The sequence below is a fragment of the Nocardia sp. NPDC058658 genome, from assembly GCF_042716665.1.
GTDB lineage: Bacteria > Actinomycetota > Actinomycetes > Mycobacteriales > Mycobacteriaceae > Nocardia.
On record NZ_JBHXRR010000003.1, the window covers coordinates 95,840 to 112,811 of the forward strand.

Sequence of the window (16,972 nt, forward strand, 5' to 3'; positions counted from 1 at the left end):
CTGGGTGACAGTGTCGCCCAGCGGTTTTCGTGTGTTCGGGTCAGGCCTGGCAGGCCGCGGAGTCGAGCTTGGCCGACTTCACGATGTTGCAGGTGAACACGTGCGACACGCGCCAGCCTGATTCGGACGCGACGAATTCCACCGTCGCACCCTCGACCGGCTTGCCGTCGATGGTGACATCGGCCGGTGCCTTCAGCTTGCCGTCGGCCGGGGCTTCCACTGCGGTGATCTTGGCCTTGACATTGTTCTCTTTCGCCGCCTGGACGAACTTGTCGACCAGATCGGGGTCGCGCTCGGCGTCCTCGATGAAGGTGGCCTTCTCGTCGTCGGTCAGCTGGCCCGCGAGGGCCTTGTCGAGGCGGGCATTGAGCTCGTCCACCGTCGGCGCGGGCAGGTTCGGCACGGTGGTGGTCAGCGGTGCGTCACCCTCCTGGGTGCCGTCCACCTTCTTGCCACCCTCGAACCCGGCGCCTGCGGTGGTCGTCGGAGCCGCCGAGGCCGGCTCACTGCTGCTGGAGCACGCGGTCAGACCGAGTGCGGCGGCGGCCACCGACAGGGCGGCCACCGTCTGGAACATGCGGTTGTTCACTGAAAATCTCTCTCCAAGAATGGCGCCGAAGAGACCCTCCGGCGGGCGGGCGAATCAGACCGAGTAGCCGGAGGTGCAGTTCCAGTTGATGATCACAGCGGAACCGCCGCGGTTGGCGTTGACCGCGTCGCGCTTGGCCTGGCGCAGCGACGGCGCCGAGGCCCAGCTGTAGGAACGGCGCGACTCCGCGAGCGCGCCACATCCGTTGCGCCACGAAACCTTCACATCGCAGCCACCCCGTCCGCCGCTGCGTTCGCAGCCGGCGATGGCCGCCGACTCCGCCTCGGCGTAGCTGTCGTAGTTGGCGGTGATGCTGGACGCACCGTTGCGCGAGAGCGCGAGTGCGCCGTAGTTGTCGGCCTGCGCGTGTGCCGGCGCGATGTGCCCCGCGAACATGGCGACGGTGGCGGCAACCAGCACAGTCGCGCTGGTGAGCAATCTCTTCACTTGTGGCTTCCCCTTCATAAGCACGGGTCGACGACCCGATAGAGCGCTGTCAAAGTACCGAGCGGTGCGGTCCCAGCGCCAGCCGTGGCGGGGCCATCGGCGCCGAAACAGAGGAAAACGGCAAGGATTCCGTAAGTTCGGGCCCGTGAAACGCGGTTCCCGGCGAGTTTTCCCCGCGCTGACCGGGGCGCTGCGACCTGCGCATCCACCTCGGATCGGCGCGGCGAGCGGGGTGGGACCAGTGTTGCGGATGGTCTCGGAGGTGCTCGAGCGGCTAGCCTGAGGTCATGGCAGGTAAGTCCCGCAGCACCACGACCTCTCGTGCGCGGGCGGGATCGACCAGGGGGCGCACGCCTGCGGCGCGGTCTCGTTCGGCGACACCGCGCGCGACGCCGGCTCCGCGTGGGCGCACCACACCCGCTCGCAGGCCGGTCAAACGCACGTCCAACACCGCACCACTGGCAGTCATCGGACGCGGTATCGGCAGCAGTTGGACGATGTTGGCACGCGGTGTCGGCGCCACCACCCGCACGCTGAGCCGGGCGGGCGAACTCGACCACGGGCACCGTCGCGACGGAATCGGGTTGGCGCTCATCGCGTTGAGCGTGATCATCGCCGCCGCGATGTGGCTTTCGGCGGGCGGGCCGGTCGGCCGGTTCCTCGAAGACGTCGTGCGGGCGATCGCCGGTTCCGCGGCCGTACTGGCACCGATTCTGCTTGTCGGGCTCGCGGTGGTGCTGATGCGCACCGAACCGCACCCGGAGGTCCGGCCACGGCTGGTTCTCGGCAGCCTGCTCGTCGTGCTTCCCGCGCTCGGGGTGTGGCATCTTGCGGCCGGTTCCCCGACCGACGCGGACGGTCGTGCCACGGCGGCGGGCGCGCTGGGCTACGCGATCGGTGGACCGCTCGGGCAGGGGCTCACGCCGTGGCTGGCGTTGCCGATTCTGTTGCTGGCCATGATGTTCGGTGTGTTGCTGCTCACCGGCACCACCGTGCGCGAGGTGCCGACCCGGCTTCGCGAATACTTCGGTCTCGGCGAATATGCCGACGACGCAGACCCTTACGACCCGGCCAACTATGACGCCGACGGATTCCCGGTGCACCGCAACCGAACCCGTCGCGGCAGCCGCGACCCCGAGGGCCTTTTCGCGCCCGACGAGTTCGGCGGATCCGAGGCGGCAGGCGAACCGCCGCTGCGCGATGCCAAACCGATCGAGGAACCCGGAGCGGTCGCGCCGAAACCGGCAGCACCCGCGCCGAAACCGGCGCGCAAACGGCCCGCGGTCACGCCGGTCGACCAGACCCCGCCGCCCCCGCCGGAACCGGAGTTCGTCACCGACCGCGTCGTCGACGGCGACTACACGCTGCCCCCGCTGACCCTGCTGCTCGACGGTGACCCGCCGAAGAAGCGTTCGGCGGCCAACGAATCGATGATCGAGGCGATCACCGAGGTGCTGGTGCAGTTCAAGATCGATGCCGCCGTGACCGGGTTCGTGCGCGGCCCGACGGTCACCCGGTACGAGGTGGAACTGGGCCCCGGCGTCAAGGTCGAGAAGATCACCGCGCTGGCCCGCAACCTCGCCTACGCCGTCGCCACCGAGAATGTGCGCCTGCTCGCGCCCATCCCCGGTAAATCGGCCGTTGGCATCGAAGTGCCCAATGCCGACCGCGAATTGGTGCGCCTGGCCGACGTCCTCAAGTCGCCGCACACCCGCAACGACCACCATCCCCTGGTGATCGGCCTCGGCAAGAACATCGAGGGCGAGTTCGTCTCGGCGAACCTGGCCAAGATGCCGCACCTGCTCGTGGCCGGTTCCACCGGTTCGGGTAAGTCGAGTTTCGTGAACTCGATGCTGATCTCGCTGCTGCACCGGGCCACCCCCGAAGAGGTCAGGATGATCCTGATCGACCCGAAGATGGTAGAGCTCACCCCCTACGAGGGCATTCCGCACCTGATCACGCCCATCATCACCCAGCCCAAGAAGGCCGCCGCCGCGCTGGCCTGGCTGGTCGAGGAGATGGAACAGCGCTACCAGGACATGCAGGCCAACAAGGTCCGCCACATCGACGATTTCAACAAGAACGTCCGCTCGGGCAAGATCACCGCCCCGCTGGGTAGTGAACGGGTCTACCGGCCGTATCCGTACATCCTGGCCATCGTCGACGAGCTCGCAGACCTGATGATGACCGCGCCGCGCGACGTCGAGGACGCGATCGTGCGCATCACCCAGAAGGCCCGCGCCGCCGGTATCCACCTGGTGCTGGCCACCCAGCGCCCCTCGGTGGACGTGGTGACCGGCCTGATCAAGACCAATGTGCCCTCGCGGCTCGCCTTCGCTACCTCCTCGCTCACCGACTCCCGGGTCATCCTGGATCAGCCGGGCGCGGAGAAGCTGATCGGCATGGGCGACGGGTTGTTCCTGCCGATGGGCCAGGGCAAACCGACCCGCCTGCAGGGTGCGTTCATCTCCGACGAGGAGATCCAGGCGGTCGTCGAGTTCAGCAAGACCCAGGCAGAACCCGAGTACCAGGAGGGCGTCACCGCCGCCAAGGCCGGTGAGGTCAAGGATGTCGACCCCGATATCGGCGACGACATGGACGTGCTGCTGCAAGCGGTGGAGCTGGTGGTCACCTCGCAGTTCGGTTCGACCTCGATGCTGCAGCGCAAGCTGCGGGTCGGCTTCGCCAAGGCGGGCCGGTTGATGGACCTGATGGAGACGCGCGGTGTGGTCGGGCCCAGCGAGGGCTCCAAGGCGCGGGACGTGCTCATCAAGCCGGACGAATTGGACGGGTTGCTGTGGTCGATCCGTGGCGGCGATCCCGGTGCGTCCGAGGACGAGTAACGCCGTTCCCGGTTTGCTCTGACCGTGCCGGAAGCAGGCGGCGACGAACGAGGAGGGACCTGGCACGGCTCGTGGTCGGGAACGGCCCTGGTCGGGCGGGAATCGCCTGTCAGGCGGTGAAGCAGGCGCGCGCGAGGCGGGTAGCCGACTTCATGGCACCGGGGCTGAGCCGGTGCATCGCGGTGGGGCGCTGGATCTGCGCGGTGGATTCGTACACGGCTCGCTCCTCTCGGGGCGGTAGTCGGGGTATGCGGTGACGGTAGCAGCGGTGATGAACCGGGCGACAGTGCTTTTCCGTGCGCGCGGCGGGTACGTTGGTCGCCGATGTGTGTGAAATCATGGCGGGCAAGCGTTCCGCAAAGCCGACTGAAACGGACAATTCGGGCATGATGGACGACATGAACTTCATCGATCGGACCACCATATGCAGGTGACCACGCTCGAGTGGGTGATCACCGGACTGGTGATCCTCGGCCTGTTCGTCTTCGACTTCTTCGCCCACGTGCGCACCCCGCACGAGCCCACCTTCAAGGAATCGGGCATCTGGTCGGCCGTCTACATCAGCCTGGCGCTGCTGTTCGGCCTGTTCGTCGCCTGGAAATGGGGCGGGACCTTCGCGGGGGAGTACTACGCGGGTTTCGTCACCGAGAAAGCGCTCTCGGTCGACAACCTGTTCATCTTCCTCATCATCATGAGCACCTTCGCCGTGCCACGGATCTACCAGCAGAAGGTGCTGCTGATCGGCATCGTGCTCGCGCTGGTGATGCGCGGTGTGTTCATCGCGATCGGCGCGGCCGCGATCAGCGCCTACAGCTGGGTGTTCTACCTGTTCGGCGCGTTCCTGATCTACACCGCGATCAACCTGCTGCGCGAGAGCGGGCACGAGGCCGAGCACGAGCAGAAGCGTGACAGCTTCATCGTCTCGCTGGCCAAACGCGTGCTGCCCACCACCGACGAGTACGACGGCGACAAGCTGATCACCAAGATCAACGGCAAACGTGTGGTGACCCCGCTGTTGCTCGCGCTGTTGGCCATCGGTTTCGCCGACCTGCTGTTCGCGCTGGACTCGATTCCGGCGATCTACGGCCTCACCGAGCAGCCGTACCTGGTGTTCACCGCCAACGCCTTCGCGCTGATGGGTCTGCGTCAGCTGTACTTCCTCATCGGTGGGCTGCTCGATCGCCTGGTGTACCTGTCCTACGGGTTGTCCGCGATTCTGGCGTTCATCGGCGTCAAGCTGGTGCTGCACGCGCTGCACGAGAACACGCTGTCGTTCATCAACGGCGGTGAGCACGTGAACGTCCCGGAGATCTCCACGGCGCTCTCGCTGAGCGTGATCATCGGCATTCTGGTCATCGCGACGGTGGCGAGCCTGCTGCGCACCAGACACACCGACAAGGCCTGACAGACACGACACTGCCCGCAACCACAGAGGTTGCGGGCAGTGCTGTGCCCGGGGTCGGCTATTCGGCGAAGGCGCCCATCACCGGCAGCCACTCGACCACGCGCACGGCCTCGATCAGACCCAGCTTCGCGAACGGGTCGTTGCTCAGCAGCTCGGTCAGCGACGACGCGTCCTCGTAGCGGAACAGCAGCAGCGCACCCGAACCGTCCGGGTACGGGCCGCTACTGAGCACGGTGCCCGCGTCGACGAGGGCGTTCAACCAGCCGCGATGCTCGGGGCGGTTGGTCGCGCGGTCGGCCGCGGTGGCATCCGTATAGGTGTAGTGGACAGCGAAGATCGGCACAGTCGATCACTTTCTGACGAGGGATTTTCTACAGGGTGAGCAGCATGCGGGTGTTGCCGAGGGTGTTGGGTTTGACGAAGCTGAGGTCGAGGAATTCGGCGACACCGGTGTCGTAGGAGCGGCACATCTCCGCGTACACCTCGGCGGTGACGGGGGTGCCGTCGATCTCGACGAACCCGTGCCTGCCGAAGAAGTCCACCTCGAACGTGAGCACGAACACACGTTGCAACTGCAGCTCGCGGGCGACGGTCACCAGGTGCTCGACCACCGCGCCGCCGACTCCGCGACCCTTCACGACGGGATCGACTGCGACAGTGCGTACTTCGCCCAGATCGGCCCACAGCACGTGCAACGCGCCGCAGCCCACGACCTGCCCGTCGAGCTCGGCAACCCAGAATTCCTGGACCGATTCGTACAGCGTGACCAGGTTCTTCTCCAGCAGGATGCGGCCCGCGTACTCGTCGACCAGGCGCTTGATCTCGGGGACATCGGAGGTTCGCGCTCGTCGCACGACCACACCGGTTGCAGGCGCCACAGGGGGCGCGACAGTATGCGCGTCGCTGGTCGGACCGCTCAAGGGTCCCCGTGAGGTCATGGGTGCACAGTAGTCGGCCGGGTTACCGATAGTCTGAACGTGTGCCGCACATCCTGTCCGTCCGCTCTTCGCATCGCGCCGGGCCCCGCGACCGGACCGCGCGGCATGAATCGTGCGAGCAAACAACTCGCGAAACCGTTGGATTTCGGCGCATCGCCGGTGAGTGCCGAGAGGGCGGGGCATGAGCGTGCGACCCGAAGAGATCGATCGTGGGTCGAGTACGGCCGCACCATTACCCGGGGTTTCGGAGAACCAGGTTCCCCTGCTCAATATCGCCAACATTCTGACGATCGCGCGCATCGTGCTGGTGCCGCTGTTCGTGCTGGCACTGTTCGCCGAAGGCGGCCACGACACGCGCTGGCGGGTCATCGCCGCGGCGGTGTTCGGCCTGGCCGCGATCACCGATCGTTTCGACGGGCAACTCGCCCGCAAATACGGACTTGTCACCGATTTCGGGAAGCTCCTCGACCCCATCGCGGACAAGGCGCTGATCGGAGCCGCGCTGATCGGGCTCTCGGTTCTCGGCGATCTGCCGTGGTGGATCACCCTGGTGATCTGCGGCCGCGAAATCGGCATCACGCTGCTGCGACTGGTGGTCGTGCGGCGCGGAGTGATCCCGGCCGGACGCGGCGGCAAGCTCAAGACGCTGGTGCAGTCGTTCGCGATCGCGCTGCTGGTGCTGCCGCTCTCGGGCGCCTTCGCCACCGCGGGCATGTGGCTGATGTATCTGGCCGTGGCGCTGACGGTGATCACCGGCCTGGATTACGTGGGGCAGGCGGCGCGGGTGTGGCTGGCGGGTGGACGGGCGCGCTCGTGATCGACCCGCTGGTCGACGGTGCGCCGGTGGCCGAACTGGTCAGGGCCCTGAACGCGGCAGGTCAGACCGTGGCCACCGCCGAATCGCTCACCGCGGGCCTGCTGGCCGCCACGGTGGCGGGCGTTCCTGGCGCGAGCGCGGTGCTGCGGGGCGGCGTGATCGTCTACGCCACCGACCTCAAAAGCAGGCTGGCCTGTGTCGACGACGAGCTGCTCCGCACCGACGGACCGGTCGCCGCCTCGACCGCCGAACAGCTCGCCGTGGGGGCGCGCAGGCAGTGCGGCGCGGACTGGGGCGTGGGATTGACCGGGGTCGCCGGACCCGATTCCCAGGACGGGCATCCCGTCGGCACGGTATACCTCGGGTTGGCCGGTCCACAGCACAGCGAAGTGGTCCGGTTGAAACTGCACGGAGACCGGTGGACGATCAGACTCGGTGCGGTGCACAGTGCGGTGCGGGAGTTGCTGCGCTGTGTAAGTGTGTGAAGTAGCCCGGTTCGGGAACCACCGGTCCATGCTCGACGTTGTGCCAGAAAGAGGTGAGCACCGCTACGGCGGTGACACGAGGTGGAGGAGAACGAGATGACGCTGCTGCGGGAGGCAATCGGGGACAGTCTGCGGCGTGCGCGTCTCGCCCAGCATCGAACGCTGCGCGAGGTGTCGACCTCGGCGCGCGTGAGCCTTGGCTATCTGTCGGAAGTGGAGCGCGGCCGCAAGGAAGCCTCCAGTGAACTGCTCGCCAGCATCTGCGAGGCGCTCGATGTGCCGCTCTCGCGCGTGCTGTGGGACGTGAGCACCCTGATGGCGGGCGCCGACGGCTCCGCGCCGCGCGAACCCGCGCTGACCGGCCCCGCCGTCGAGCGCGAACCCGCCACGGACGAGCCCGCCGAACCCGCCGCCGGCGAGGCGAGCGCCGCCGCCGAACAGGCCGCGCGGATCGGTATCGCCGAAGACACTCGCATCGTCATCCCGGCTCCGCGAGCCGAGATGCTGGTACTGGTGAAGGGAATGTGACGCGGCGAACCCTGCGCCCGGCGCGCGAGACGCTGCACACCGCTGGTGAGAACGGATAGATTCTCATCAGGCGTCGATCGGTCCGGCCACTGTCGGTCCGGGTGCCGCATGGTGAAGGATGAGCACGTATCTGGTGCGTGACGGTCGCGTACCACCAGTCGCACGAGCGACGCACAGATGGAGGCGGGATCAATCGATGGCTAATCCGTTCGTGAAGGCCTGGAAGTACATGATGGCCCTCTTCGACTCCAAGATCGAAGAGCATGCGGATCCGAAGGTCCAGATTCAGCAGGCTATCGAGGAGGCGCAGCGTCAGCATCAGGCGCTGTCGCAGCAGGCGGCATCGGTGATCGGCAACCAGCGTCAGCTGGAGATGAAGCTGAACCGTCAGCTCGACGAGGTCGAGAAGCTCAATGCCAACGCCCGTCAGGCCGTCACGCTGGCCGATCAGGCGCAGGCGGCGGGCGACACCGAGAAGGCGATCCAGTACACCAACGCCGCCGAGGCGTTCGCCGCCCAGCTGGTCACCGCCGAGCAGTCGGTGGAAGACCTCAAGGTGCTGCACGATCAGTCCCTGCAGGCCGCCGCACAGGCCAAGAAGGCGGTCGAGCAGAACGCGATGATGTTGCAGCAGAAGGTCGCCGAGCGCACCAAGCTGCTCAGCCAGCTCGAGCAGGCCAAGATGCAGGAGCAGGTCTCGGCCTCGCTGCAGCAGATGGACTCCACCCTGTCCGCGCCGGGCTCCACGCCCAGCCTGGACGCCGTGCGCGACAAGATCGAACGTCGCTACGCCAATGCTCTCGGTTCGGCCGAGCTGGCGCAGAACACGGTGCAGGGTCGCATGATGGAGGTGCAGCAGGCCAGCGTCCAGATGGCCGGGCACAGCAAGCTCGAGCAGATCCGCGCCTCCATGCGCGGTGACGCGTTGCCCACCGGCAACACCAACTCGGCGATCAACCCGGCGCAGCCGCAAGCCGCGCCTGCGCCGAACATCAACAAGGGTCAGGCGACCCAGCAGTAAGCAGAGGTCCGGCGACGGCGCGGAGACCGGCGGCAACGCCCGGTGGCCGCGCCATCAACGGTTTCGACCGGCACACGGGGGAAGGACAGGCGATGAGCGGGAAAATGCGGCGTGTACGTGCCGAGATCGTGGATCCGGCGACGATGGCGCAGCCCGGCTCGGTGCCCGCGACCCTGCGTGGGGTCGGTGAGCAGGCGCTCGTCGCCGTGCGGCGTTGGGCCGACCCGCGTGAGCGTGAGCTGCGACGGCGCCGAAGGGCACGCAGGCGCAGTTTTCAGCTCGGTACCGCCTCCGGTATCACCACGGTCGGTGCTGTCGGCCTTGCGGTGATCTCGGCGCCCGCCTGGGCGGTTGTCGTGATCGGTGGTGGGGCCATCGCCTTCGTCACCGGGACCGCGCTCAGTGCGCGCCGCTACCTCGAGTTGCGCAACAAGCCCCTGCCGCAGGCGGCCTTCGTCGCCCGCAAATCGCCCGGCTTGCGTTCGGCCGCGCGGGCGCCCATTCAGCGCCTGATCCGCGCCGAACGGGCCCTGTACGACCTCGGTGCCCAGATCGGGCGTACGCGTCGGCTTCCCGAGGACGAACTGCGCGATCTGTTGGAAACGGCCCGCTCCGGTGCGGGAGCACTGCACGCGCTCGCCGCCGACGTGGTGGCCATGGAACAGGCCGCCGACACTGTCGGCCGGGCCAATCCCGACACTGTCGCGGCGCTGAAGACCACCGTCGTCGGTGTGCTCACCCGGTTGGAAACCGGCGTCGTCGAATACGAACAGCTCGTCGCGGCCGCGGCCCGGATTCTCGCGGTTCCCGAGGACAACGTGGTCGCCTATCAGTTCAACGGCATCGTCGCGGACCTGCGTGAGGCCGCCGACCGCCTCGACGGCTGGGCTCAAGCGCTCACCGAACTGGTCGATCCCGGTGCCGAATTGTTCCCCGGCCCAACAGATTCGACCCGCTGATCCTTCTCGCGGTGACGTTCTCTGCGCGCCGGGTACGGTCGGCACGCCGGTAGTAGCGTGCCGACCGAACTTCGTCAGGCGCGGGTGAAAGACTGGCGCAGTGCGGCCAGCTCGTCGGCGCGGGGATCGGTGACCGTGGTGGATTCGGGGGAATCGAAGATGCGGACGTTCTTCTCCGCCGCGGTGAACTGCGGCCACCCCGTGGTGCCGTCGGTGGCGAAACCGACCCAGGCGGCGTGGATTTCGTCCGCGAGCGCTTGGGGCGGGGTCGGGCCGGTGATGGAGTGGGCGTGCGCGAGTGCGTCGAACACAAAGGGGACTTCCAGCACGTGGCAGGCGCCCAGGTCGGGAAGATCTGTGGGCCAGGCGAATTCGTAGACGTGGGTGGGTTCGGTGGTGGCGTTGGCTTCGGCGAAGTCGAAGGTGCCCGCGCGGAAGCTCAGGTCGGTCATGATCGCGTTGAAGACCTCGGCGGGGGTGGCATCGGGGCGCTGCGTCGAATACGTCTGCGCCACAGCGGGATCGATGCCGTAGCGGGTCAGCACGAAGGGCAGGGCGTCGGCCGTGATCGCGGCGGCGAGACCTGCGGGGACCGTGAAGAACCGGAACTCGTCGGCGGTGGTGCCCGCGATCAGGGGAACCGCGCGGTCGGGATGGGTGCGCAGGACCTCGGTCGGTGGGCCCTCGACGATGTCGTTGTCGATCACCGGGAACAGGCACATGAGACCGCCGCCGTTCTGGATCACCGACGCACCCCACCGCTGCGGATCGGGATCCTGCATCAGCGCCAGCGCGACGGCGTTCTGCGCGGTACGCAACTCGTCGGGGCCGAGTTTGCCGAAATCCGCTGCGGTGGGCGAGATCCCGAGTGTCGCGGCCAGCTCGGCCGACACCTTGCGGGCATCGTCGGCATCAGCGGCGACCGCACCGTTGCCGCTCTGCATGATCGCCCGACGGAACAATCCGGCCGTCTGCGGTGCGGCGATCAACGACGCCACACTCATCGCGCCCGCGGACTCGCCGAAGATCGTCACATTGTCGGGGTCGCCACCGAAGGGGGCGATGTTCTCGCGTACCCACCGCAACGCGAAGATCTGGTCGTGCAGACCACGATTGGACGGCGCGCCCTCCAGCTCGGCGAAACCGGAGATTCCGAGACGGTAGTTGATTCCCACCATGACCACACCGTCGCGCGCGAACGCGGTCCCGTCGTAGATCGCCCGGGCGTTGGACCCGCGCGCGAACGCGCCACCGTGAATCCACACCAGCACCGGTAGGCCCTCGGCGCCGGGATCGGGTGTCCACACATTCGCGTTGAGGTACTCGTCGCCGGGGATGCCGTCGCTGCCGATCAGGGCGTGGATCGGCGCGGGGTAGGGCGTCTGCGCGCAGGTCGCGCCGTTCTCGGTCGCCTCGCGCACCCCGTCCCACGCCGGGGCGGGCTCGGGGAGCTGGAAGCGTTTCGGCCCGACCGGCGCCGCCGCGAACGGCACCCCGAGAAAGCGGGTGACACCGGCTTCGGTGCGGCCGCGGATGGCGCCGCTCGCGATCGTGACGATGGGTTCCATGGAAGTCCTCCTACGCAGTGACCTCGATTATGGACGCTTGTCCGGCTCGCCGTCAGTCGTTTGCCTACGGAACGAGCGGCCCGGCCAGCACGCGCTCGCCTGCGGTCCGATCGCCGTCCCAGCCGAGTTCCGGGTCGGTGCCGGATTTGCGCGCCCACAGGGTCAACAGCAGGTCCGATGTGGTGCCCGCGAGTTCGGCGACCGGCTCGCCCGGCCCGTAGGTCCAGGTGTTGCCGGTGTCGGTGGCGCGCACCCGCAGCGCCACGTCCGGTTCGACGGCGAGACCGCGGTGGATCATCCGGGGTGCGAACAGTTCGAACACCTCGTCGATGCCGTCGACGGCGAGATCGGGGTCGAACGGGTCGGCCTCGCCGAGGGCGTTCTGACCGTCCCACAGGTGCATGAGGGTCTCGTGGGCGCGGCGGCGACGCCAGAAGCCGACGGTGCGCGGCATGGTCTTGGTGAAGGTCCAGGCCTCCTGGCTCTCGTCGGCCGACAGGGTGGTCGCCAGCGCGTCCGCGGTCGATTCGTACCACTCGCGCAGGGCCACGGGATCTTTCGGCGCGGGCAGGCCTTCGTCGTCGCCGCGCAGTTCGGTCACCGCGGTGACCACCCAGGTATTGCCGCGACCGACATGATCGACCAGGTCGTAGAAGGTCCAGTCGCCACACGAGGGCACCGGCGCGGTGAGATCGGTGTCGGGGGTGATGAGTTCGCCGAACGCGGTGAGCTTCGCGCAGAGCAACGCCAGGTAGTCCATGCGATCACGGTAACCCCGTCTAAGGGTGAACCCTGATCTCTACCCGGATATCGGCGCTGACCTGGTGATTTACTGCGCGGAGAGTGGGAGCATCGAAGGTGTCGGATCGCTGGACGGCGGTGCGAGGAGACGAGGAGTCATCATGGTCTTGAAAGTCATCGGCATCGTGGTGGTCGCGGTGATCGCGTTCTGGATTCTCGGCGCGCTGATCGAGGCGCTGCTGCCCATCCTGGTGATCGGGGCGATCGGCACCGGCGTGTACCTGCTCTACAAGGCGGTCTCGGGCAGCGACAAGACCCCGATCAGCTAGCCGAGTGTGGATAGCATGGCGGCGTGGAACAGGTACCTGAGGACTGGCAGCGCGGCCTGGTGATCGTCGCGCACCCCGACGACATCGAATACGGCGCCGCGGCGGCGGTGGCGCGATGGACGGGGCAGGGCAAGGACATTCGCTATCTGCTGGTCACCCGCGGCGAGGCGGGAATCGCCGGGATGCCGCCCGCGCAGGCCGCGCCGTTGCGGGAGATCGAGGAGATCTCGGGAGCGCGCGAGGTCGGCGTACACACCGTCGAATTCCTCGACCACCCCGACGGCCGCATCGAGGAAGGCCTCACCCTGCGCCGGGAACTGGCCGCCGCGTTGCGTCGGCATCGCCCGGAAATGGTGGTGCTGTTCAACTTCGGCGACACCTGGGCGCCGGGAGTGGTCAACAGTGCTGATCACCGGGCTGTCGGGCGATCGGCGATGGACGCGATCTCCGACGCGGGCAACGAATGGATTTTCCCCGAAATCGCTGATCTGCCACCGTGGTCGGCGCACTGGGCGGCCGTCGTCGGCCCGGTTGCCACCCACGCTGTCGACGTGAGCGCGCACTTGGAGCAGGCGCGGGCGTCACTGTCGGCGCATCGGCGTTATCTGCAGGTGCTGAGTTCGGTGCCAGTGGAGGAGCAGGTGCGCGACATCGTCACGTTCGCAACGGGTCCCAAGGAAGGGTTCCCCGCAGCGCACGCGGTCGGTTTCGAACTGTTCACCTTCGCCGGCTGATCCGCGCCGACGCCGCGACGCGGGTGACTGTAGGTCGCCAGTCCTGAAGTGGCGCAACGGATAGCCCGATGATTTTGCCTGCGTCGTCGGCCCTGCGCAGCGCGAGGGCTGCGCTGAAATCGGGGTCGGCGCGGAACGTTTCGACCTCGGCGGGTGTCATCGGGCCGCCCTGGGCGATGAGCGTGCGCTGACTCGACGCCGACAGGGCCGCGGCATGGGTCGAATCAGTCGCTACCAGAAAACGTTTCGCGGTGACGTGCAGTCCCACCAGGCGGGCCACTCGGGCGCCGAGTAATCCGCGCACGGCTGCGGCGCCGTGTGTGCCGTGGCCCGCGTCGTCGCCGGGGACCAGGACGTGGCCGATGTCGTGCAGTAGGCCCGCGACCTGAAGTTCTTCGTCGTCGGGGAAGTCGCGGCGGAGTAGCTCGGCGCATTGGCGGTCGTGATCGAGGATGTCGACCGGGTCGCCGCTGCGGTCCGGGGTGTCCCAGGCGTCGGCGCACTGGTCGAGGAGTGCGAACAGGGCGTCGACGGAGTCGATCGGAGTGATCCGTGAGGCTTCCACGAGCATATGATCGCTCCTTCCGGCTTCGCTCGACGCTGTGGTGCGGCGCTCGAGATAGCGCGGAAACCGCTGTTCGGTTGTCCGAGGTGGGCGCGGCCTGGGGATATGGCAGGCTGGGCGGATGCGAATAGCTGTGGTGGCCGGCCCCGACCCAGGGCACGCGTTTCCCGCGATCGCGTTGTGTCTGCGATTGCTGGCAGCGGGGGACGAGCCCGTGTTGTTCACCGGGCCGAGATGGCTCGACCAGGCCCGAGCCGCGGGCATCAGCGTGCGCAAGCTCAGGGGACTCGCGCCGCGCCCCACCGACGACGACACCGACGCGGGCGCCCGGATCCACGAGCGCGCCGCCCACATCGCCACCGAGAACCTGCCCGAACTCAGCGCGATGCTGCCGGACCTGATCGTCTCGGACGTCCTCACCGCGGGCGGCGGCATGGCGGCCGAACGGCTGGGACTGCCGTGGGTGGAACTGTCACCGCACCCGCTCTACCTGCCCTCGAAAGCGTTGCCGCCGATCGGCAGTGGCCTGGCGCCGGGGGAGGGCGTGCGTGGTCGCATGCGTGACGGGGTCCTGCGCACGATGACCGCGCGCGCGGTCCGCACCGGCCACCGGCAGCGCTCCGCGGCTCGCGAAACCATCGGCCTGCCCGCCGAGGACCCCGGCCCCACCGCACGCCTGGTCGCCACCCTGCCCGCGCTCGAAATGGACCGCCCCGACTGGCCCGCCGACACCCACGTCGTCGGCCCGCTGCTGTGGGAACCCACCGACGCCGTCCTGCCATTGCCGCCCGGCGACGCCCCGCTGGTGATGGTGGCGCCGTCGACCGCGCACACCGGCGTCGCCGACATGGTCGACGTGGTCTTGTCCGGTTTGGCCGGACTCGGTGTGCGCGCGGCCATTTCGACCCTGGACACCCCACCCGTGGACCTGCCGGAGTGGGCCACCGCGGGCCTCGGCCGCCAGGACGAACTCCTCACCCACGCCGCGGTCGTCGTCGGCGGTGGTGGACACGGCCTGCTCGCCAAATCCCTGTCGGCAGGCGTGCCCGTGGTCACCGTCCCTGGCGGCGGCGACCAGTGGGAACTCGCCAATCGTGCAGTGCGACAAGGTAGTTCGGTGCTGGTGCGTCCGCTCACCCCCGAGGCGGTCGGCGCCGCAGTCCGGCAGGTCCTCGACGACCCCACCTACGCCGAAGCCGCTCGCCACGCCGCCGCCGGTCTGGCAGACGTCGAAGACCCGGTCCAGATCTGTCACGACGCGGCGAAGCGGTAGTCGCCCGCACCCGGTTCGCGCGGTGCGTTGCCTGGTGGGGTACTGGGTCGCCTGTGGACACCGGGCAGGCCGGCTTTGCTGGACTCGATGACGTCGAGGACGTGGACCCGGTTTGTCGCGACGCCGCCGAGCGGCGGTCCGTCACGGCGGGCCTGCCGGTGGGCATTGCGGTGGTCGACCAATCGCACATCATCCCGGGCACTCCGACAATCCTGGGCGTTGTCGGGTGCGGTGGAGGTGGGACTGAGCGGGGAACTGTCGGGTGTCACTCAGCGCGAGTATCTTGGGCAACGTGCGATTGACCGAATTCCAGGAGCTGATGCACACCGAGTTCGGCGTGGCGCGCGCCGACGCCATGCTGACCGATCACGTGATACCCCAGCTGGGGCGCACGGGGGCGGTGGCGATCGATAACGGCGTCGACCCGCGTGATGTGTGGCGGGCATTGTGTGCCGACTTCGACGTACCCCCGAATCGGTGGTGACCAGGCCATGGCCGTGACAGCGCAGAACCCGGAGCTCCAACCCGCAGAGTTGCGACCGTATCGGTTCGACGAGCGGTTGCGGATGGTCCCGGTCGATCCCGAGACCCTCGCGGTGCGGGTGGCGCTGGCCGACCCGCACGATTTCCCCGGATTTCGCAGGCTCGGCATCGCGTTGATGTTGCTCGGCCGTCACGACGAGGCCCTGGATCGCCTCGATCAGGCCCTGGAACTGGCCGATACCGAGCGTCGCCGGATCACCGTCTGGATCAACCTGGCCGATGTCTACCGATATCAGGGCGAACCGGCGCGCGCCGAGATCCTCTACCGCCGGGCCCTGGAAGCCAGCCACGCGCTCGACCCCGACCTCGTCTCCTTCGCCGCCCACCACCTGGGCAAATCCCTCGCCGAACAGCACCGCCCGGCCGAGGCGCGCCAACTGCTCATCGAGGCGATGCGACTGCGGGTGGCCGACGGCGAACCCGAACTCATCGAATCCACCCGCGCGGCGCTGGACCACCTCGACGAGCTGGCCCTGCCGCTGCCGCCGGTGATCGAGCGGCTGCTCGGACCGGTGCCCGCGTGGTCCGACGATCACGAGGGCCGCGAGGGGAACCTGGTGCGGTCGGGCGGGTTCTGGATCAAGCGTGGGCCGCGCGCGGTGGCCGAGCACGCGCGACTGATGTGGTTGCGCGACAACGCGATCGCCGTGCCCGCGGTGGCCGCGTTCGACGAGGACGTCCTCGTTCTCGCCGATGCGGGCAGCTCGCTGGCCGGTCACGAGGACCCGGTCGAGGCCGGCACGCGGATGGGCCTGGCCCTGCGCGCGCTGCACGACCTCCCGGTGGCGGATTGCCCCTTCGACGCCTGCCTCGACGTGACCCTGGCCAGGGCGTACCGCAATGTGGTCGAAGGTTTCGTCGACACAGGCGATTTCGACGACGACCACCGCGATCTCTCACCCGCCGCAGTGCTCGCGCGACTGCGGGAGCAGCGTCCGGCCGACGAAGACCTGGTCGTCACGCACGGGGATTTCACGCCCGGCAATGTGCTCACCGGTGGCCTGCTCATCGATGTCGCGGCACTGGGCCGCGGCGACCGCTATCGCGACCTGGCGCTGGCCGAACGCGATCTGGCCGAAGACTTCGGCACCGAGGCGGTCGAGGCCTTCTACACCGCCTACGGCCTGACCGAACCCGATCGCACGAAGCTCGACTACTACCGGCTGCTCGACGAATTGTTCTGACGC

Annotated in this window: 20 protein-coding genes; 12 read left to right on the forward strand and 8 right to left on the reverse strand. The window is 68.2% G+C overall.

The genetic code is table 11. The annotated features are described in order from the left end of the window. Positions 1 to 40 precede the first annotated feature (40 nt). Together ACFWUP_RS07685 and ACFWUP_RS07690 are read right to left on the reverse strand one after the other, a co-directional pair. Positions 41 to 589 (reverse strand): hypothetical protein, encoded by a 549-nt coding sequence (locus tag ACFWUP_RS07685; RefSeq protein WP_379231866.1) that lies wholly within the window; start codon positions 587 to 589, stop codon positions 41 to 43. A gap of 54 nt (positions 590 to 643) precedes the next feature. After that, positions 644 to 1,036, reverse strand: a complete 393-nt coding sequence (locus ACFWUP_RS07690; RefSeq protein WP_379231868.1) for a DUF4189 domain-containing protein — start codon at positions 1,034 to 1,036, stop codon at positions 644 to 646. Positions 1,037 to 1,323: 287 nt separating this feature from the next. Here ACFWUP_RS07690 and ACFWUP_RS07695 point away from each other — a divergent pair, with 287 nt between their 5' ends. Both ACFWUP_RS07695 and ACFWUP_RS07700 read left to right on the forward strand, forming a co-directional pair. Beyond that, positions 1,324 to 3,879 (forward strand): DNA translocase FtsK 4TM domain-containing protein, encoded by a 2,556-nt coding sequence (locus tag ACFWUP_RS07695; protein ID WP_379231870.1) that lies wholly within the window; start codon positions 1,324 to 1,326, stop codon positions 3,877 to 3,879. 424 nt (positions 3,880 to 4,303) lie between these two features. Further along, positions 4,304 to 5,284 (forward strand): TerC family protein, encoded by a 981-nt coding sequence (locus ACFWUP_RS07700; RefSeq protein WP_379231872.1) that lies wholly within the window; start codon positions 4,304 to 4,306, stop codon positions 5,282 to 5,284. Between the two features lie 58 nt (positions 5,285 to 5,342). Here ACFWUP_RS07700 and ACFWUP_RS07705 read toward each other — a convergent pair whose 3' ends face one another. Together ACFWUP_RS07705 and ACFWUP_RS07710 are read right to left on the reverse strand one after the other, a co-directional pair. Then, positions 5,343 to 5,627, reverse strand: a complete 285-nt coding sequence (locus ACFWUP_RS07705) for a YciI family protein (protein ID WP_379231874.1) — start codon at positions 5,625 to 5,627, stop codon at positions 5,343 to 5,345. A 28-nt stretch (positions 5,628 to 5,655) separates the two neighbouring features. Beyond that, positions 5,656 to 6,222 (reverse strand): amino-acid N-acetyltransferase, encoded by a 567-nt coding sequence (locus ACFWUP_RS07710; RefSeq protein WP_379231876.1) that lies wholly within the window; start codon positions 6,220 to 6,222, stop codon positions 5,656 to 5,658. 181 nt (positions 6,223 to 6,403) lie between these two features. On the opposite strand from ACFWUP_RS07710, the gene pgsA reads away from it, so the two are divergent. The 5 genes from pgsA (at position 6,404) to ACFWUP_RS07735 (ending at position 10,032) form a co-directional block, all read left to right on the forward strand. After that, positions 6,404 to 7,039 carry a CDP-diacylglycerol--glycerol-3-phosphate 3-phosphatidyltransferase gene (gene pgsA / locus ACFWUP_RS07715; protein WP_379231878.1) on the forward strand — a complete coding sequence of 212 codons (636 nt, stop codon included), beginning with the start codon at positions 6,404 to 6,406 and terminating at the stop codon, positions 7,037 to 7,039. Further along, on the forward strand, positions 7,036 to 7,524 hold the full coding sequence (locus ACFWUP_RS07720) for a CinA family protein (protein WP_379231880.1): 489 nt from the start codon (positions 7,036 to 7,038) through the stop codon (positions 7,522 to 7,524). Before pgsA ends, ACFWUP_RS07720 begins: the two co-directional genes overlap by 4 nt. Positions 7,525 to 7,620: 96 nt before the next feature. Further along, complete coding sequence (locus tag ACFWUP_RS07725) at positions 7,621 to 8,052, forward strand: helix-turn-helix domain-containing protein (RefSeq protein WP_379231882.1); 432 nt, start codon at positions 7,621 to 7,623, stop codon at positions 8,050 to 8,052. A 196-nt stretch (positions 8,053 to 8,248) separates the two neighbouring features. Next, positions 8,249 to 9,073 carry a phage shock protein PspA gene (gene pspA / locus ACFWUP_RS07730; RefSeq protein ID WP_379231884.1) on the forward strand — a complete coding sequence of 275 codons (825 nt, stop codon included), beginning with the start codon at positions 8,249 to 8,251 and terminating at the stop codon, positions 9,071 to 9,073. Positions 9,074 to 9,177: 104 nt separating this feature from the next. Continuing rightward, positions 9,178 to 10,032: a hypothetical protein gene (locus ACFWUP_RS07735; RefSeq protein ID WP_379231885.1), complete on the forward strand. Its 855-nt coding sequence runs from the start codon at positions 9,178 to 9,180 to the stop codon at positions 10,030 to 10,032. Between the two features lie 74 nt (positions 10,033 to 10,106). On the opposite strand, the gene ACFWUP_RS07740 is transcribed toward ACFWUP_RS07735, so the two are convergent. Both ACFWUP_RS07740 and ACFWUP_RS07745 read right to left on the reverse strand, forming a co-directional pair. Further along, positions 10,107 to 11,600, reverse strand: a complete 1,494-nt coding sequence (locus ACFWUP_RS07740; protein ID WP_379231887.1) for a carboxylesterase/lipase family protein — start codon at positions 11,598 to 11,600, stop codon at positions 10,107 to 10,109. A gap of 64 nt (positions 11,601 to 11,664) precedes the next feature. Continuing rightward, a complete protein-coding gene (locus tag ACFWUP_RS07745; protein WP_379231889.1) occupies positions 11,665 to 12,360 on the reverse strand; it encodes a maleylpyruvate isomerase family mycothiol-dependent enzyme in 696 nt (231 codons plus the stop codon). Positions 12,361 to 12,502: 142 nt separating this feature from the next. Here ACFWUP_RS07745 and ACFWUP_RS07750 point away from each other — a divergent pair, with 142 nt between their 5' ends. Both ACFWUP_RS07750 and ACFWUP_RS07755 read left to right on the forward strand, forming a co-directional pair. Beyond that, positions 12,503 to 12,670 (forward strand): hypothetical protein, encoded by a 168-nt coding sequence (locus ACFWUP_RS07750; protein WP_379231891.1) that lies wholly within the window; start codon positions 12,503 to 12,505, stop codon positions 12,668 to 12,670. Between the two features lie 23 nt (positions 12,671 to 12,693). Continuing rightward, on the forward strand, positions 12,694 to 13,404 hold the full coding sequence (locus ACFWUP_RS07755) for a PIG-L deacetylase family protein (RefSeq protein ID WP_379231893.1): 711 nt from the start codon (positions 12,694 to 12,696) through the stop codon (positions 13,402 to 13,404). On the opposite strand, the gene ACFWUP_RS07760 is transcribed toward ACFWUP_RS07755, so the two are convergent. Continuing rightward, positions 13,388 to 14,194 carry an HD domain-containing protein gene (locus tag ACFWUP_RS07760; RefSeq protein WP_379231895.1) on the reverse strand — a complete coding sequence of 269 codons (807 nt, stop codon included), beginning with the start codon at positions 14,192 to 14,194 and terminating at the stop codon, positions 13,388 to 13,390. The genes ACFWUP_RS07755 and ACFWUP_RS07760 overlap by 17 nt on opposite strands. Between ACFWUP_RS07760 and ACFWUP_RS07765 the strand changes: the two genes are divergently transcribed. Next, entirely contained in the window at positions 14,091 to 15,242 is a 1,152-nt protein-coding gene (locus ACFWUP_RS07765) for a glycosyltransferase (protein WP_379231897.1), read from the forward strand. The two genes, ACFWUP_RS07760 and ACFWUP_RS07765, sit on opposite strands and share 104 nt — an antisense overlap. Here the strand turns inward: ACFWUP_RS07765 and ACFWUP_RS07770 are convergent. Beyond that, positions 15,221 to 15,511 carry a hypothetical protein gene (locus ACFWUP_RS07770; RefSeq protein ID WP_379231898.1) on the reverse strand — a complete coding sequence of 97 codons (291 nt, stop codon included), beginning with the start codon at positions 15,509 to 15,511 and terminating at the stop codon, positions 15,221 to 15,223. The genes ACFWUP_RS07765 and ACFWUP_RS07770 overlap by 22 nt on opposite strands. 23 nt (positions 15,512 to 15,534) lie before the next feature. On the opposite strand from ACFWUP_RS07770, the gene ACFWUP_RS07775 reads away from it, so the two are divergent. Next, entirely contained in the window at positions 15,535 to 15,726 is a 192-nt protein-coding gene (locus ACFWUP_RS07775; RefSeq protein WP_062988054.1) for a DUF3046 domain-containing protein, read from the forward strand. 7 nt (positions 15,727 to 15,733) lie between these two features. Further along, positions 15,734 to 16,969, forward strand: a complete 1,236-nt coding sequence (locus ACFWUP_RS07780; protein ID WP_379231900.1) for a tetratricopeptide repeat protein — start codon at positions 15,734 to 15,736, stop codon at positions 16,967 to 16,969. Positions 16,970 to 16,972 lie beyond the last annotated feature (3 nt).

Coding starts and splice junctions, on each gene's coding strand:
- ACFWUP_RS07695 (WP_379231870.1), top strand. CDS start 1,324: ATGGCAGGTAAGTCCCGCAGCACCACGACCTCTCGTGCGCGGGCGGGA.
- ACFWUP_RS07700 (WP_379231872.1), top strand. CDS start 4,304: ATGCAGGTGACCACGCTCGAGTGGGTGATCACCGGACTGGTGATCCTC.
- ACFWUP_RS07710 (WP_379231876.1), bottom strand. CDS start 6,222: ATGACCTCACGGGGACCCTTGAGCGGTCCGACCAGCGACGCGCATACT.
- pgsA (WP_379231878.1), top strand. CDS start 6,404: ATGAGCGTGCGACCCGAAGAGATCGATCGTGGGTCGAGTACGGCCGCA.
- ACFWUP_RS07725 (WP_379231882.1), top strand. CDS start 7,621: ATGACGCTGCTGCGGGAGGCAATCGGGGACAGTCTGCGGCGTGCGCGT.
- pspA (WP_379231884.1), top strand. CDS start 8,249: ATGGCTAATCCGTTCGTGAAGGCCTGGAAGTACATGATGGCCCTCTTC.
- ACFWUP_RS07735 (WP_379231885.1), top strand. CDS start 9,178: ATGCGGCGTGTACGTGCCGAGATCGTGGATCCGGCGACGATGGCGCAG.
- ACFWUP_RS07740 (WP_379231887.1), bottom strand. CDS start 11,600: ATGGAACCCATCGTCACGATCGCGAGCGGCGCCATCCGCGGCCGCACC.
- ACFWUP_RS07745 (WP_379231889.1), bottom strand. CDS start 12,360: ATGGACTACCTGGCGTTGCTCTGCGCGAAGCTCACCGCGTTCGGCGAA.
- ACFWUP_RS07750 (WP_379231891.1), top strand. CDS start 12,503: ATGGTCTTGAAAGTCATCGGCATCGTGGTGGTCGCGGTGATCGCGTTC.
- ACFWUP_RS07765 (WP_379231897.1), top strand. CDS start 14,091: ATGCGAATAGCTGTGGTGGCCGGCCCCGACCCAGGGCACGCGTTTCCC.
- ACFWUP_RS07780 (WP_379231900.1), top strand. CDS start 15,734: ATGGCCGTGACAGCGCAGAACCCGGAGCTCCAACCCGCAGAGTTGCGA.